Source organism: Herbaspirillum sp. Sphag64, from assembly GCF_014192645.1.
Classification (GTDB): Bacteria; Pseudomonadota; Gammaproteobacteria; order Burkholderiales; family Burkholderiaceae_D; genus Herbaspirillum.
The window spans coordinates 270,025-285,922 of sequence record NZ_JACHYE010000005.1; the positions used below are offsets into that span (position 1 = coordinate 270,025).

Genomic DNA, 15,898 nt, shown 5'->3' on the forward strand with positions numbered 1-15,898 from the left:
CCCGGGCCACATCCTCAAACGGCAGGCAGCGATAGGCTCCCTGCCGTTTTTCATGCCATTTCAGGTAACGGCGACCAGCGCCGATAAATCTCTCGATAACGCTGCAAGCGTGGCTGCAACATCGTATGACGCTGGCGCTGCGGGATGAAGAGATCCTGCTGTGGCGGCTTGCTGCACACCTCCTGCTCGCTACCACCTGCCATCAGCCATGCCAGTCGTGCAGCACCCAAGGCGCCACCGGCTTCGCTTCCGACGTGGGTCACGATACGTACATCCAGCGCATCGCTGAGCAACTGGGCCCAATAGGTGCTACGGGCACCGCCCCCAACCAATGACAATTGCTGGACATCGGTACCGGCTGCGCGCAAGGCGTCCAGACCATCAACCATGCCAAAACTGACGCCCTCCAACACGGCATAGGCCAATGCGGCGCGCTGATGCTCGGGCGACAGACCATGGAACATGCCCTGCGCGTAGGGATCATTGTGCGGCGTTCGCTCGCCCGACAGATACGGCAGGAACAACGGTGCCTGCGCCTGCTGCTCAGGCGTCAGCGCCGCCACTTCCTGCAACAGGGTCTGCTCATCCACGCTGCAGAGACGACAGAACCAGCGCAGACAACTAGCCGCAGACAACATCACACTCATCTGATGCCAGCGCTGCGGCAAGGTATGACAGAAAGCATGAATCGCCCGTGCCGGATTGGGCCTGAAACGGTCATTGACAACAAACAGTACACCCGATGTTCCCAGCGATAAAAATCCATCGCCCGGATTGATCGCGCCGATGCCGACCGCACTGGCCGCGCCATCGCCACCACCGCCGGCCACCTGAACCTGCGGCGACAAACCCCAACTCTGCGCCACCGCTGGCAACAGAAAACCGCTGGCAGCACAGCCATCAACCAGTGTCGGCATTTGTGTGCGCCGCATACCACTGGCCGCCAATAGCGTATCGGACCAATCACGTTGCGCCACGTCCAGCCACAGGGTGCCGCCTGCATCGGAAGGATCAGATATCTTTTGTCCGGTCATTTGCAGGCGCAACCAGTCCTTGGGCAACAGCACGCACGCCACGCGCGCAAACAGTTGCGGCTCATGGCGCGCTACCCACATCAGTTTCGGTGCAGTAAAGCCCGGCATGGCAAGATTGCCGGCAATGGCATGCAGTTCCGGTGCGCGCCGGGATAATTCAGCGCACTCCTCGGTACTGCGTGAGTCGCTCCACAAAATGGCAGGACGCAAGACCTGATTATCCGCATCCAGCAACACCGCGCCATGCATCTGGCCTGATAGCCCAATGGCGCGGATCGTGGCAAAACGCGCCTCACCGAGCTGTGTACGCAACTTGGCGATGGTCTCGCAGCTTGCCGCCCACCAATGCGCGGGCTCCTGCTCCGACCAGCGTGGATGCGGACGCGATACCGTCAGCGCGGTACCGGCCAGCGCCAGCAGCTTGCCGGCATCGTCGATGACGACAGCCTTGACTTCCGAAGTACCAAGGTCAATCCCCAGATACATGATGTTCCCTAAGGTCAGGATGAATGAGCAGGCATTGTAGTCGAAGCCACCAGCCACTCCTTGACCACTGCCAATGCATCACGCAATAGCTGTTCGAGCGCCGGGGTTGCCGCCAGCGGCCCCCACAGCAAGGTATCGGCACAGAAGGCACGCAAGGGGTCCGGTGCTGCTAGCATGCGCCGCACTGCGCCGGGATCGAACACGCCATCCTGATAATCGTACGGTAACTGCCCCGCAGCCCAGTGCTGCAAGAAGACAAAAAACAGGGCCGGCAAAATCGCTGTGCTGCTTGGCACATGGCCACGCTCCAGAGAATCGGCAATGGTCGGTCGGATGAAGCCAGGAATTTTTGAAAACCCATCTGCTGCGACCCGCTGATTGGTATCTTCAATCGCCGGATTACCGAAGCGTGCCAAGGTCATGTCGCGGTAGCTCTCCAGATCCAGTGGGCTCGGTGACAGGCAGCCGATCACGTCCTGCGTCACATAGTCGTACGCCAGTTTCCGGATAGCGGCATTGCTTGTGCCTTCATGGATGTACTGTAGACCGATCAAGGTACCCGCCCAGGCAATACAACTGTGGCTGGCATTGAGAATACGGATCTTGGCTTCTTCGTACGGCAGCACCGATGGCACCAGTTCGACTCCGACCTTTTCCAGCGCTGGGCGTCCTGCCCGGAAATCATCCTCGATCACCCATTGAATAAAGGATTCCGCCATCAGTGCGCAAGGATCGTCCACGCCGGTAACTTCCAGCACCCGCTGACGCACGCTTGGTGTCGGCCTTGGTGTGATACGGTCGACCATCGAATTGGGACTGCTGACATGTTGCATGACCCAGTCCAGCAAAGCGTCCTGTGCACGCAAGCGCAAGAACTGTTGCAGGCCTGAGAAAAAGCGTTCGCCGTTGTGCCGCAGATTATCGCAATTGAGCAAAGTCAGCGGACCTGCTTGCGCTTCCATGCGGGCCTGCAGGATGGCAGCCAGTGCACCGTAAATCGTGCCGCGTTGCCCTTCCAGATCCGCCGCCAGATCAGGATTGCGCGGATCCAGCTGATGGCTGTGATCAAGGTAGTAGCCGGCTTCGGTGACGGTAAATGAAATCACCCGTGTGCGCGGATCAGCGCCCGTCTTCACCAATGCCTTGAGCTGTGCATCCCAGGGAACGATCTGCCGCACAGATCTGATCGTCTCGTAAGCACGATGGCCTTGCGGCGTGACTGTTTCCAGCGTGTAGCGACCGTCCTGCTGTTGCAACGCCTGTAGCAACGGCGCCATGTCGGCCCGGATATTGCCCAGCGCCAGTTGCCAGCGACGGTCTTCGTCGTCACCCTGCTCCCGCAGGCGATGCAGATAGACCGCCTGATGGGCGCGATGAAAGGACCCGGCGCCAATGTGCAGCCAGATCAGGTCCTTGGGTGAAGGTCGGGTTGTCATGGTGTCCTCGTGAATACGGATGAATACGAATGAGTGCGAATGAAATGGAAACTGTATGAGTAACTCAGGCTGCCACCGGTAGTGTCGCGATTTGACGTGGCAAAGCACTGCCGTCGCTGCGGAACAGATGGCAGCGCTCAGGATCAGCCGTAATCCCGATGATGCTGCCGCTAGCCAGTTGTAGACTGTCAGAGACGCGCAAAATCAGGGCTTCTTCAGCGGCCTCGCTGCCCGCATAAAGGTAAGAAAAATCGCCCAGCAATTCCAGTGCGGTGAAACGCGCCTGCAAGGTCGGTGTCGTGTTGGTGTCGACAATGCGCAAATGCTCAGGCCGGACACCCAGCGTGACCTGCTCGCCCAGCTGCAGGCTGCTGGCATCGACTGCCGCCAGCTGCACGCCACCACCGGTGAGTTCCAGCAATGCCCCGGCAGCACTGGTACCCACCACCTTGGCATCAATGAAATTCATCTTGGGCGAACCAATGAAGCCTGCCACAAAGCGATTCGCAGGATGATGGTAAAGCTGCTGCGGCGAACCAACCTGCTCAATCCTGCCGGCGGATAAAACCACGATCTTGTCGGCCAGTGTCATCGCTTCGATCTGATCGTGGGTCACGTAAATCATGGTGGTCTTGAGATCATCGTGCAGCTTGGAAAACTCCAGTCGCATCTTCACCCGCAAGGCTGCATCGAGATTCGACAAGGGTTCATCAAACAGGAATACGCTTGGTTGCCGGGTAATCGCGCGACCAATCGCCACCCGCTGGCGTTGCCCACCCGACAAGGCGCGTGGCTTGCGGTCCAGCAAATGATCAATGTGCAGGATGCGCGCGGCATGCTGCACCGCCTGATCAATCTCCTGTTTGGATTTACCAGCGATCTTGAGACCGAAAGCCATGTTGTCGTACAGGGTCATATGTGGATACAACGCATACGATTGAAACACCATGGCAATGCCGCGCTTGGCAGCGGGCACCTCATTCATGCGGCGTCCGCCGATCAGCAGGTCACCGGCGCTGATGTCTTCCAGACCGGCGATCATCCGTAACAAGGTCGACTTGCCACAGCCAGAGGGGCCGACAAAGACGACAAACTCGCCATCTTCGATGTCCAGATTAATGTCACGCATGACTTCATTATCGTCATAGCGCTTGGAAAGATTGTTAATGGTCACAGCTGCCATGTCAGTCTCCAGTTTGTCTTTGGTCTTGTGGGGTTGTCATTGCCTGCGCTATTGCGGTCGTCAACGTCGCTGTTCAGGCCTCATTGACCGCCAGCAGATCAGCCAGCAACAGCGGCAAGTCATGCATGTATTCAAATACCTGTTCAGCACCGGCGGCAAGCAGCTTGCTGGCCATTCCGGCCTTGTCATGCGCCACGCCGGTAAAGCCAATCACGCGCATGCCAGCGGCACTGGCAGCACGTACACCGGTGACGCTGTCATCGATCGCTACGCAATGACGCGGATCAACGCCCAGGCCAGCCGCAGCAGCCAGATAGACATGCGGTGCCGGTTTAGGATGGCCGACCTCATCAGCGCTATGAATATGACCGGCAAACAACGGCAGCAAACCGCAACGCGCCAAGCCCTGTTCGATGCGAGGCAAACTGCTGTTGCTGGCGACCGCCTTGGGCAAGCTGATCTGCTGCAGCGCCTCGGCCACGCCGGGAACAGCGATAACCTCCGTGGCGCAGGCAAGCCCAACCGCCTCGTGAATCCCGGCGCTAATCGCGGACGTCAATCTCAGCGAAAAATCGTGATCAAGCTCCGCCAGCAATTGCGAGGTGAACATGCCCAACCGCACCGCAATGGCCTGATACAAGGCATCTGCATCGTGTTGTGCCGGCAAGAGCGGCAACAACTGCGCATGCAGTACACGCAGGGCAATGCGCTCGCTGTCGAGCAGTACGCCATCGCAATCACAGATCAAATGGGTGATACCGGAGGGTTGCGCAATCGTCGTCATTACTTCACCGCACCAAAGGTCAGACCACGCACTAGCTGCTTTTGCGCCAGCCAGCCCAAGGCCATGATGGGTGCAATTGCCAGCAACGAGGCAGCAGAGAGCTTGGCCCAGAACAAACCTTCCGGGTTCGAGTAAGAAGCGATGAAGACGGTCAGCGGTGCGGCATTGACACTGGTCAGATTGAGACTCCAGAAAGCCTCGTTCCAGGCCAGAATAATCAGTAGCAATGCCGTCGATGCCAGTCCCGGCATGGCGGTTGGCAACAATAGATAAATCATCTCCTGCCAGGCATTGGCACCATCGATGCGGGCCGCTTCCAGAATCTCCTTGGGTACGTCATTGAAATAGGTGAATGCCATCCAGACGGCAATCGGTAAATTGATCAGCGTGTAGATGATCAGCAAACCGGTCACGGAGTCCAGCATGCCGCTATTCTTGGCCAGCAGATAAATCGGAACCAGCACGCCGACAGCGGGCATCATCTTGGTCGACAACATCCACAACAATAACTTCTGCGTCCGGCCGGTCGGAAAAAAGGCCATCGAATACGCCGCCGGTACCGCCAACACCAGCGACAGCAAGGTTGATCCGAGTGCCACAATCACGGAGTTCTTGACGAAGCTCAGATAACTGCTGCGCTCCAGCACTTCGCGGAAGGTATCCAATGTCGGCAAGAAGAACAGGCTCGGCACATACGCCTGATGCTCGGTCTTGAAGGCCGTGACCGCAATCCAGAAAATCGGAAAGAACAAGACAATGGCGCAACTCCAGGCCAGCAGGCCAACCCACCAGGGACTTTTTCGGACATTCATTTTTCATTGACTCCCTTGAGGTTGCGCGCCAGCATGCGCACCAGGAAAAACGACACGATATTGGCCAGTACTACAGCAAAAATGCCACCTGCCGAGGCAATGCCGATGTCAAACTGCTGCAGACCGATCGAATACACCAGATAGGTCAGATTGGTGGTCGCCGTCCCCGGACCACCGGCAGTGGTGGTGAAGATTTCGGCAAAGATCGACAACAGAAAAATGGTTTCGATCATGATCACCACCGTGATCGCCCGCTTCAGATGCGGCAGCACGATGTAAAAGAAAATCCGTACCGGACCAGCACCATCGAGCTGCGCCGCCTCCTTCTGATCCATATCCAATGATTGCAGCGCAGTCAGCAGGATCAGGAACGCAAACGGAATCCATTGCCATGAGACGATAATGATCACCGACAGCATCGGATACTCAGCCAGCCAGTCCACCGGTTGCAGGCCAAGATGGCGCATCACGAAGGCCAGCATGCCGTAGACCGGATGCATGATCATATTTTTCCAGATCAATGCGGCCACGGTTGGCATCACAAAGAAGGGGCCAATCACCAGCAGCCGGGCGATTCCGCGTCCACGAAAAGGTTGGTCAAACAAGACCGCCAGCAAGGTGCCACCGATCACGCTGATGATCAGTACCGACGAAATCAGCAGTGCAGTATTGCCAATCGATGGCCAAAAGGAAGGGTCTTCCAGCAGGAACTGATAGTTTTCCAGCCCGACAAAACCAGTCTGATCAGGGGCCATCAAGTTGTAACGATTGACCGAAAAATAAATCGTCATCGCCAGCGGCACGATCATCCAGAGTAACAGCAGCGCGACTGCCGGTGTCTGCAACAGACGCACCGGCAGGAAGCGCGTGCCACGCTGCGCTGGCTTGGCTGGAGAAAGGGAATCAGCAGGCATGGGGGAGGTATTGGTAAGCGACGTCATTAGCGGCCTCGCGTGGAATTCAACTACATCAGATGCGGGTACGGAGGGTCATGCAAGGCAAGCGCCCTGCATGACCTCAGTCCCGGCAACAATCGTCGGGCAAAGCCTGGATTACTTGAGGTAACGCCCTTGACGCATCATGCGTACAGTCTGTGCCTGCGCAGTCTGCAAGGCATCGTCGACACTGCCCTTGCCTGCCAATGCACCAGCAATCGCCTGACCAGTGATGGTGCCGATGGACTGGAATTCAGGAATGGTCGCGAACTGAATCCCGGTGTACGGTACCGGCTTGATGGTCGGATGATTGGCATCGGCGTTCTGGATTGCATCGAGCACAAAGTCTGAGAACGGTGAAGTCTTCTTGTAATCAGCCGAGGCATAGGTCGACAAACGGGTACCCGGTGGCACCAGCGCCCAGCCGCTATCCTTGGCGACCAGCTTGATGTACTCGGTAGAGGTAGCCCATGCTGCAAACTTGCGTGCTGCATCCTGCGACTTGGATGACTTCGGTACCGCCAGTGACCAGATCCACAACCAGTGCGAGCCCTTGTCGGTTGTCGCCATCGGCGCCGGTGCGAAAGCGGTCTTGTCGGCGACCTTGGAATCCTTACCGTGATAAAGCATGCCAGCAGCCACCGTGGCATCAATCCACATGCCGCACTTGCCGCCCGAGAACAGCACCAGGTTTTCATTAAAGCCATTCGAGCTGGCGCCTGGTGGACCATATTTGCGCATCAGATCGACATAGAAACCGACCGCCTGCTTCCACTCCGGCGTATCCAGTTGTGGTTGCCATTTTTCATCAAACCAGCGACCGCCCCAGGCATTGACCATGGTCCCGACCAATGCCATGTTTTCACCCCAGCCGGCGCGACCGCGCAAGCAGATGCCATAGACACCATTGGCAGGATCATGCAGAGCAGCAGCAAACTTGGCGATATCTTGCCAGGTCGGCTTTTCAGGCATTTTCAGATTCTTTTGTGCGAACAAGTCCTTGCGGTAATACGTCATCGAGCTTTCCGCGTAGAACGGCAAGGCGTACAGTTTGCCATCGGTGGTCAAGCCTTCACGCACAGTCTTGATCAGATCGGCTTCGTCATAGTCGGACGGCAGGCCGGTCATTGGTGCCAGCCAGCCCTTCTTGGCCCAGATCGGCGCCTCATAGGCACCAATCGTCATCAAATCAAACTGACCGCTGTTGGTGGCGATATCGGTGGTGAGGCGTTGCCGTAGCACGCTCTCTTCCATGGTGACCCAACGGAGTTTGATATCGGGATTGGCCTTCTCGAATTGCGGCGACAGCTTTTGCAATTCGATCATGTCGGGATTGTTGATGGATGCGATATTGATAGTGACCGGATCAGCGTATACCGAGGTCTGCGCCAGTCCACAGGCCAGAAAGCCCATAGCGGCAGCAATGCGTGCAACAGATGCGCGAAGTTTCATGCTTGTCTCCATGATATGAGGACGTAAGGTGCGCTCAGCGCAGGCCTTCGTCTCGATTGTGTTTTTGAGCAAAAAATCCAACTGCGAGCAAATAATCAAACATTGACCAGAAAAAGTCAAGCATTTGCTTTTTTCTTGAGCAAATACTCATTGTTGGCAATAATGCTGCAATAACGAGGCAATAAGGCTGCAATGCGCGGCACAAAATAATGCCTGCAGATGTAATCCCGTTGATTGCACCGACGCGGCGCGCTTTACAATGCCGGCTAGATTTTTACCTTGGCGACGTCAGCGTCCCATCCCAAAAGAGAAGCAGAGGAAAACCGATGTCATCCACGCCATCCAAGCTCGACCTGGCAGCACGCGCTGCATGGATGTATTACGTCGCTGGCAATACCCAGAACGAAATTGCCGAACGCCTCGGCATTTCACGCCAGATGGCGCAACGGATGGTGGCGCATGCCGCTGCCTCCAATCTGGTCAAAGTACAGATCACCCATCCCATCTCATCCTGTCTGGAACTGGCGCAAGGTTTGCAGCAACGCTATGGACTGGAGGTTTGCCGGGTGGTACCGGCCGCAGCCGCACAGAGCGATGCTGGCGATGTCGCTGACATCGACGGTATTGACGATACCCAGGAAGTGCAGCGCATGCTGGCTGTGGCCAGTGCCGAACTGATGGAGCAATATCTGCATCAGGAAGCGCCCTTGATCGTTAATGTCGGCTCGGGCCGTACGCTCAAGGCAGCCATTGAGAAAATTACCGAGATGGAGCGGCCGCAACACCAGATCGTCTCCATGATTGGTGCCTTTGCTTCCGATGGCTCAGCCAACCGCTACGACGTGGCATTGCAGGCTGCCGAAAAGATGCAAAGCCGCTTCTACTTGCTGCCCGCACCGCGTGTAGCGGAGAGCGACGCCGACCGCAGGCAATGGTGCAACCATCGCGCTTACAAGATCGTCACCGGTCTGGCCCAGCGCGCCGATGTCACCTTCCTCGGGATCGGCACCATCGCCCTGCAAGGTGCGATGCATGAAGACGGTTTCATCGACAGTGACGAAGTACGTCAATTACAGCAGCAAGGTGCCGTTGGCGAACTGATTTGCCACGCCTTTGATGCGGAAGGTCGGATGCTTGATTCGCCGCTGGCTGCACGCATCACCACGCCGCCACTGAGCAAGTCACCCAGCAAGCCGGTCATTGCCATGGCTGGTGGCCGCAAAAAGGCCGTGGCCGTGCGCGCCGCTTTGCGCGGCGGCTGGCTGACCGGGCTGGTCACCGATGAATACTGCGCACGCTTTGCACTGCAGGATGACTGAAACCTGCAGTGCCATGCATACATCAGCCCCATTAGCTCGTTCAACCCAAAAACACCGATAAACGGAGACACCATGAGCAACCCCACTGAATTCGTCGTCTTCGGCGAAGCACTGACCGACTTCATCCGCCAGCCTGAGGGCCATTGGCGCGCCATCCCTGGTGGTGCCTGCTGGAACGTTGCGCGCGCTGCCGCGCGTCTGGGTGTGACGACCGGCTACGCAGGTGCCATCAGCAGCGACGTGTTTGGCGAAGAATTGCGTGGCCTCACGCAAGCGGCCGGACTCGATATGCGCTATCTGCAACAGGTCGACAAGTCACCACTGCTGGCGATGGTGACCTCGACCACGCCACCGGATTACTTCTTTGTCGGCGACGACAGTGCTGATTTGCATTTTGACCCTTCCCGGCTACCCGCAGACTGGCTCGATGCAGCACGCATACTGCACTTTGGCTGCATCAGCCTGGCCCGTGAACCGCTCGCCTCGCGCCTGCTGGATATCGCGATCACAGCGGCCCAGCGTGGTAAGCGTATCGCCTTTGATCCGAACTGGCGCAAGCTGATGGCCCAGCCGCATTACCAGCCGCTGCTACGCAAATTATTGTCGCTGTCGCATTATGTGAAGGTCTCGGACGAGGATCTGGAAAAGCTGTTCCCCGGTGATCCACAGGCACTGGCCACATTGCAAGCACTGGCACCACAGGCAGAAATCCTGCTTACGCTGGGCGCTGGTGGCATGCGCTGGATCAAGGGAAATGAGGTCGTCACGCAAGCGATCTATCCAGTGACTGTGATTGACACCGTCGGCTGCGGCGATGCAGCCATGGGCGGCTGGATGGCTAGCGTACTGCGCCAGCCAGAAGCGCCGGTGGCGACCCACCTGCGCCATGCTGCGGCCAGTGCGGCATTGTCGGCAGCGCGCGCCGGCGCTTATGCGGCGACCTGGGAAGAAGCCAAGACCTTGATTGGCCCGACCAGCTGAACACCAGTCGGGTTGCGGCTGATGACTGTTAAAGTTTTTCCAGCTTGGCCACACTCAGGTCCAGCAACTTCATCCCGAATTTACCGAAGTTGATATGGGCCCGGGTGCTGCCGCCACCACCTTCGATATTGACGATGACGCCTTCCCCGAACTTGGCATGTGCCACGTTCTGACCAATGCGCCAGCCTGAATCAGGCCGTGAGAAATTCTGCGCAATTTTATTGTTGCCAGACTCGGGAGCCTCGTCCCAGGCAGCCTTGGGATGGGCAAACCAGCCAGCCTGCTGGGCAATCTTGGGGGACAGCCATTTGATGGCTTCATCCGGCAATTCATCAAAGAAGCGCGAGCGCAGGTTATAACGGGTCTGACCGTGCAACATGCGGGTCTGCGAAAAGCTCATGTACAACCGCTTGCGGGCACGCGTGATTGCCACGTACATCAGACGGCGCTCTTCTTCCACGCCTCCCTCTTCCTTGGCGCTGTTCTCATGTGGGAACAACCCTTCTTCCAGACCGGTGATGAACACCGCATCAAACTCCAGCCCCTTGGCCGAATGCACGGTCATCAATTGCAGCGCATCCTGGCCAACCTGCGCCTGATTATCGCCCGCCTCCAGCGACGCATGCGACAGGAAGGCAGACAACGGCGACATCACCGCTGCCAATGGCGCATCAGCATCCATGATCTCGACGCCATCAGCGGTCGTAATCGAGGTTCCGGCGACAGCCTGCGCCTGCGGTCCGAGGAAGGCAGGGGTATCGAGCCCATACCCTTCTTCCGACACGAATAAGGTTGCCGCACTGACCAATTGCTCCAGATTCTCGATCCGGTCCGCACCTTCTTTTTCGCTCTGGTAATGCGTGATCAGGCTGCTTGCATCGAGCACGACTTTGACCATTTCCTGCAAGGGCAAATGTTGGGTTTCAAAACGTGCACCTTCGATCAGCTTGATAAAGGCGTTCAGTGAAGAGCCTGCCTTGCCCGCCACATAGGGCACCGCCGCGTAGAGTGAGCAGCCTTGCTGACGCGCAGCATCCTGCAATTGTTCCAGCGCCTTGGCGCCGATACCACGGGTCGGGAAATTGACCACCCGCAGGAACGCGGAGTCATTGTGCAGATTGTCCATCAACTGCAGATAGGCAATTGCATGCTTGATTTCCGCGCGCTCAAAGAAGCGCTGACCACCATAGACCCGATACGGAATAGCGGAACTGAATAGCGCATGCTCCAGCACCCGGGACTGTGCATTGGAACGATAGAGCAACGCAATCTCGCTACGCGACCAACCCTCGGCAATCAGATTTTTGACCTGTTCAATAATCCATTGCGCTTCCTGCAAATCACTGCTGGCCTCAAACACACGCACCTGCTCGCCATGCCCGGCATCGGTGCGCAGGTTCTTGCCCAGACGCTTGCTGTTGTTGGCAATCAGGATATTGGCGGCATCCAGAATATGACCATGCGAGCGGTAGTTCTGCTCCAGCTTGATCATGTTCTGGACGCGGAATTCATGCTCGAATGCCTGCATGTTGCCGACATTGGCACCACGGAACGCGTAGATACTCTGGTCATCATCGCCCACGGCAAAAACCGCACCGGCGTTGATTTGTCCCTGCCCCGACATGAGTTTGAGCCACTTGTACTGCAAGTCATTGGTATCCTGAAACTCATCGACCAGAATATGCTTGAAGCGTTGCTGATAATGCTCGCGCAACGGTTGATTGCGGGACAACAATTCATAGCTACGCAATAGCAGTTCCGCAAAATCGACCACGCCTTCCCGCTGGCATTGATGATCGTAAAGTTCATACAGCTCGACGAACTTGCGGTTATAGTCGTCGTGCGCTTCCACATCCTTGGCACGCAAACCCTGATCCTTGGCACTGTTGATGAAGTACATCAGGTTGCGCGGCGGATATTTTTCATCATCGACATTCATCTGCTTGAGCAGGCGTTTGATGGCCGATAACTGATCCTGGGAATCCAGAATCTGAAAGGTCTGTGGCAAGCCGGCATCGCGATGATGTGCACGCAGCAGACGGTTACACAAGCCGTGGAAGGTACCGATCCACATACCGCGGGTATTGATGGGCATCATCGCCGACAGCCGTGCCAGCATTTCCTTGGCGGCCTTGTTGGTAAAGGTCACCGCCAGAATACCAGCAGGCGATACCTGGCCGGTCTGAATCAGCCAGGCAATCCGGGTCGTCAATACACGGGTCTTGCCAGAACCGGCTCCGGCCAGAATCAGAGCCGATTGCGCCGGCAGGGTCACAGCAGCGAGCTGCTCTTCGTTGAGATTATGGAGAAGATTTTGCATCCCGCGATTATACGACTGTATGCCTATACAGATGCGCTTTACTGCGCAGGCAGATACGGCTTGAGCGGATTGAAGTTGGGATCGCGTTCGCTCATCCAGCGCAAGCCGCGCCCGGTGAATCTGTATTTGCCTGATGCACGGAAAGAAACTATCTGGCGCGATGCAAATGGATTGACGCCGTGATGCTTGAACATGTCTATCTCTGTAAAGACTTCCCGGCGAAAGCAACGTCGGTTGATCAGATCGACAATATGCTCGATCCTCAAGGTCTTGAATGGTTTTTCCAGATACTCATATGCCCGAGTAACGCCTTTTGACGTCAATACTGCGTTCGGGTCTACGAATTGAGCGGGAGTATACGTGATGAAGTGACGACCGCGAAAAACTTCAATCTGATAGATGGTCTCCGGTCTCTCGACGATCCAAGCCAGCATGATCGGAAAGTTAATCGCCCTAGGCTCAGTGCCCATATAAAGCAGTGCTTCGCTCTCTGCAGATGCCGCCAACTCCATACCCGCCTGCGTCAGACTGTTATCCGGGTTGATATAACGCGCCAGCTCGTGCCATCCCGGCTCTGCAGCTGGCAGAGCCGCAGGCAGATCTGCAGTTGGTAACACTGGCTGCACAGCCTGTACCTGCACGCCGCTCTCAATTTCACCGCCCGGAGGCGTCACGTAATGGAACAAGGGATTCTCTTGAGGGATACCGGTAGCCTTGGAGAATTCTGGTTTCGGCATCATGCTGGAAACAGCTTTCATCGAGAGGGAACAGGGCCGTTCAGGGCCCCATACATTTGAACAATTCGGGAAAAGCCTCTCAACCTGCGGCTGGCGGGTCACATGCGGCGGAAGGGTGTCTAGTTGCTGTATCGTGCTGAAGACAGCTTCCACCGTGAGGAAATGTTCCAATTCAGGGCCCCGGGCATTGTGATGTGTCGGAAAACGCGGTTGGACGGTGGTAGCGTTGGCGTTACCAATAGGAGCGGGCATGGTGATTCCTGTCAAGAAGGAGGGATTCAATATGAGCGCCACCTTTTGCACCCTTGAAATACAGACATCCTACAGACAACTCTCGCTCCTACCACGGATATCGTTTTTGTCAGCTTTCTGCAAGCCAGTATCAACAAGAGTAAAATGCTGTCATACAGCTTTACCTGCATCCTCCGCATTTGCCTCCATTTGCAGGTGGCGCATCAGCACGCAGTCCCTTCTGTACTACCACATACCTCTATGTCCGACGAAGCCCTACGCCCTTCCCCTGCTACGCCAGCTGCCACTGCGACGACTTTATCTGCGCAGCCCGACACCAACGCACCGCAAAGTACGGTCATCTCACAGATTCTATCGACTGTGTTGTTCACCTTCCTGGCCTATCTGACCATTGGTATCCCACTGGCCGTATTGCCGGGTTATGTCCATCTGGATCTCGGCTACAGCTCCTTCGTCGCTGGCCTGGCAATCAGTGTGCATTACCTGTCCACCTTCGCCACCCGTGCTCAGGCAGGTCGCATGGTCGATACGCTCGGCCCCAAGCAGACTGTGATGCGCGGCATGCTGGGCTGCGCTATCAGCAGCGCCTTCCTGGTGCTGGCAGCATGGACCAGCGAACTGCATTGGCTCAGCCTGAGCCTGCTGCTGATCAGCCGTTGCTGCCTCGGCGTTGCCGAAAGTCTGGTCGGTACCGGCGCCATCATCTGGGGCATCGGCCGCATCGGTGCAACCCATACGGCACGGATGATTTCGTGGAACGGCATCGCTACCTATGGCGCACTGGCATTGGGTGCACCGCTGGGCGTGGCATTGCAACATCTGTTCGGATTCTCGGCGATTGGTTTTGCCGGACTGGGGCTGGCACTGATTGGCTATCTGGCAGCACGGCCACGTCCTTCGGTACCCGTGGTACATGGTGAACGGCTGGCATTCAAGCTGGTGTTGCGGCGCGTCCTGCCGTATGGGCTGGGACTGGCGCTGGGGACCGTCGGCTTCGGTGCCATCGCCACCTTCATCACCCTGTATTACGCCAGCCACAATTGGGATAACGCGGCCTTCTCGCTGACGCTGTTTGGCAGCTTCTTTGTTGGCTCACGACTGCTGTTCGCTAACGCGATCAATCGCTTCGGTGGCTTCCGCGTCGCCATTGCCTCGTTTCTGGTCGAAGCGATTGGCCTGACCACGCTATGGCTTGCCGGCTCGGCCGAAGTTGCCATGATCGGCGCATCCCTGGCTGGTTTTGGCTTTGCACTGATCTTCCCATCGCTGGGCGTAGAAGCAGTCGGTCTGGTAGAAGCCTCCAATCGTGGTGCGGCACTTGGGGCCTACTCGGTGTTTCTTGATCTGGCACTGGGCGTGACCGGACCGCTGGCGGGCTTGATCGTCGGTCAGTTCGGCTATGAAGAAGTCTTTCTGTTCGCCGCCATCGGCGCGCTGTGCGCTGTCGCACTCACCGTCTCGCTATATCGACGATCTACTAGAACAGCATAGAAAATTTGGCATAAAATTGCCGGGTTGCATTCCATTACCTCAAGGAGCAAGACAATGGCAAAAAAGAACGTCGCAGTGATCAACATCGGCATCAACGACAAGGACCGCAAGAAGATTGCAGATGGCCTGTCCAAGCTGCTGGCAGATACTTATACGCTGTACCTGAAGACACATAACTTCCACTGGAACGTCACTGGTCCCATGTTCAATACGCTGCACCTGATGTTTGAAGGTCAGTACACCGAGCTGTCGTTGGCAGTAGACCTGATTGCTGAACGTATCCGTGCACTGGGCTATCCAGCACCGGGTTCGTACAAGGAATTTGCCAAGCTGTCCTCGATCCCGGAAGCCGAAGGCGTACCTGCTGCCGAAGAAATGATTCGCCAACTGGTCGCTGGTCAGGAAGCCGTTACCCGCACTGCGCGCTCGATCTTCCCGACCGTCGATGCCGCTGCCGATGAGCCAACTGCCGACCTGCTGACACAACGTATGCAACTGCATGAAAAGAATGCCTGGATGCTGCGCAGCCTGCTGGAAGGCTGATCAGGGCATTCTTCAGTTCCCATAAAAATGCCGGCATTGTGAACTGACCCCATAAAGTTGGACGGTTTAATTGCTAGGCAGCCAAAGGCTGAGTTCTGTATTGCACAGGACTCAGCCCTTTTAATTTGGTCTT

At 56.8% G+C, this 15,898-nt stretch carries 12 protein-coding genes and 1 pseudogene; 4 read left to right on the forward strand and 9 right to left on the reverse strand.

Translation table 11 applies throughout. The annotated features are described in order from the left end of the window. Nucleotides 1-50 precede the first annotated feature (50 nt). The 7 genes and pseudogenes from xylB to FHW66_RS11295 all read right to left on the reverse strand — a co-directional run bounded on the left by xylB (nt 51) and on the right by FHW66_RS11295 (nt 8,122). Nucleotides 51-1,520: a xylulokinase gene (gene xylB, locus FHW66_RS11265; RefSeq protein WP_183379881.1), complete on the reverse strand. Its 1,470-nt coding sequence runs from the start codon at nt 1,518-1,520 to the stop codon at nt 51-53. Between the two features lie 14 nt (nt 1,521-1,534). Next, nucleotides 1,535-2,956 (reverse strand): D-arabinitol 4-dehydrogenase, encoded by a 1,422-nt coding sequence (dalD, locus tag FHW66_RS11270; RefSeq protein WP_183379882.1) that lies wholly within the window; start codon nt 2,954-2,956, stop codon nt 1,535-1,537. Nucleotides 2,957-3,020: 64 nt separating this feature from the next. After that, complete coding sequence (locus FHW66_RS11275; protein WP_183379883.1) at nt 3,021-4,139, reverse strand: ABC transporter ATP-binding protein; 1,119 nt, start codon at nt 4,137-4,139, stop codon at nt 3,021-3,023. Between the two features lie 73 nt (nt 4,140-4,212). Further along, nucleotides 4,213-4,923: an HAD-IA family hydrolase gene (locus tag FHW66_RS11280; RefSeq protein ID WP_183379884.1), complete on the reverse strand. Its 711-nt coding sequence runs from the start codon at nt 4,921-4,923 to the stop codon at nt 4,213-4,215. Further along, nucleotides 4,923-5,705, reverse strand: a pseudogene (locus FHW66_RS11285) (carbohydrate ABC transporter permease); the annotation flags it as partial. The gene FHW66_RS11280 and the pseudogene FHW66_RS11285, both read right to left, overlap by 1 nt. Nucleotides 5,706-5,731: 26 nt before the next feature. After that, on the reverse strand, nt 5,732-6,649 hold the full coding sequence (locus FHW66_RS11290; RefSeq protein ID WP_255458932.1) for a carbohydrate ABC transporter permease: 918 nt from the start codon (nt 6,647-6,649) through the stop codon (nt 5,732-5,734). Between the two features lie 138 nt (nt 6,650-6,787). Next, on the reverse strand, nt 6,788-8,122 hold the full coding sequence (locus tag FHW66_RS11295; RefSeq protein WP_183379887.1) for a sugar ABC transporter substrate-binding protein: 1,335 nt from the start codon (nt 8,120-8,122) through the stop codon (nt 6,788-6,790). A gap of 326 nt (nt 8,123-8,448) precedes the next feature. On the opposite strand from FHW66_RS11295, the gene FHW66_RS11300 reads away from it, so the two are divergent. Further along, on the forward strand, nt 8,449-9,441 hold the full coding sequence (locus FHW66_RS11300; RefSeq protein WP_183379888.1) for a sugar-binding transcriptional regulator: 993 nt from the start codon (nt 8,449-8,451) through the stop codon (nt 9,439-9,441). A gap of 72 nt (nt 9,442-9,513) precedes the next feature. Continuing rightward, complete coding sequence (locus FHW66_RS11305) at nt 9,514-10,422, forward strand: carbohydrate kinase (protein WP_183379889.1); 909 nt, start codon at nt 9,514-9,516, stop codon at nt 10,420-10,422. A 28-nt stretch (nt 10,423-10,450) separates the two neighbouring features. On the opposite strand, the gene FHW66_RS11310 is transcribed toward FHW66_RS11305, so the two are convergent. Both FHW66_RS11310 and FHW66_RS11315 read right to left on the reverse strand, forming a co-directional pair. Further along, nucleotides 10,451-12,742 carry a UvrD-helicase domain-containing protein gene (locus FHW66_RS11310; RefSeq protein ID WP_183379890.1) on the reverse strand — a complete coding sequence of 764 codons (2,292 nt, stop codon included), beginning with the start codon at nt 12,740-12,742 and terminating at the stop codon, nt 10,451-10,453. Between the two features lie 38 nt (nt 12,743-12,780). Next, the gene (locus FHW66_RS11315) at nt 12,781-13,731 is read right to left on the reverse strand and encodes a hypothetical protein (protein ID WP_183379891.1); all 951 of its coding nucleotides are present in this window, start codon (nt 13,729-13,731) and stop codon (nt 12,781-12,783) included. 240 nt (nt 13,732-13,971) lie between these two features. Between FHW66_RS11315 and FHW66_RS11320 the strand changes: the two genes are divergently transcribed. Both FHW66_RS11320 and FHW66_RS11325 read left to right on the forward strand, forming a co-directional pair. Continuing rightward, nucleotides 13,972-15,222, forward strand: a complete 1,251-nt coding sequence (locus FHW66_RS11320) for an MFS transporter (RefSeq protein ID WP_183379892.1) — start codon at nt 13,972-13,974, stop codon at nt 15,220-15,222. Nucleotides 15,223-15,276: 54 nt separating this feature from the next. Next, complete coding sequence (locus FHW66_RS11325) at nt 15,277-15,765, forward strand: Dps family protein (protein WP_183379893.1); 489 nt, start codon at nt 15,277-15,279, stop codon at nt 15,763-15,765. The last annotated feature ends 133 nt before the right edge of the window (nt 15,766-15,898 follow it).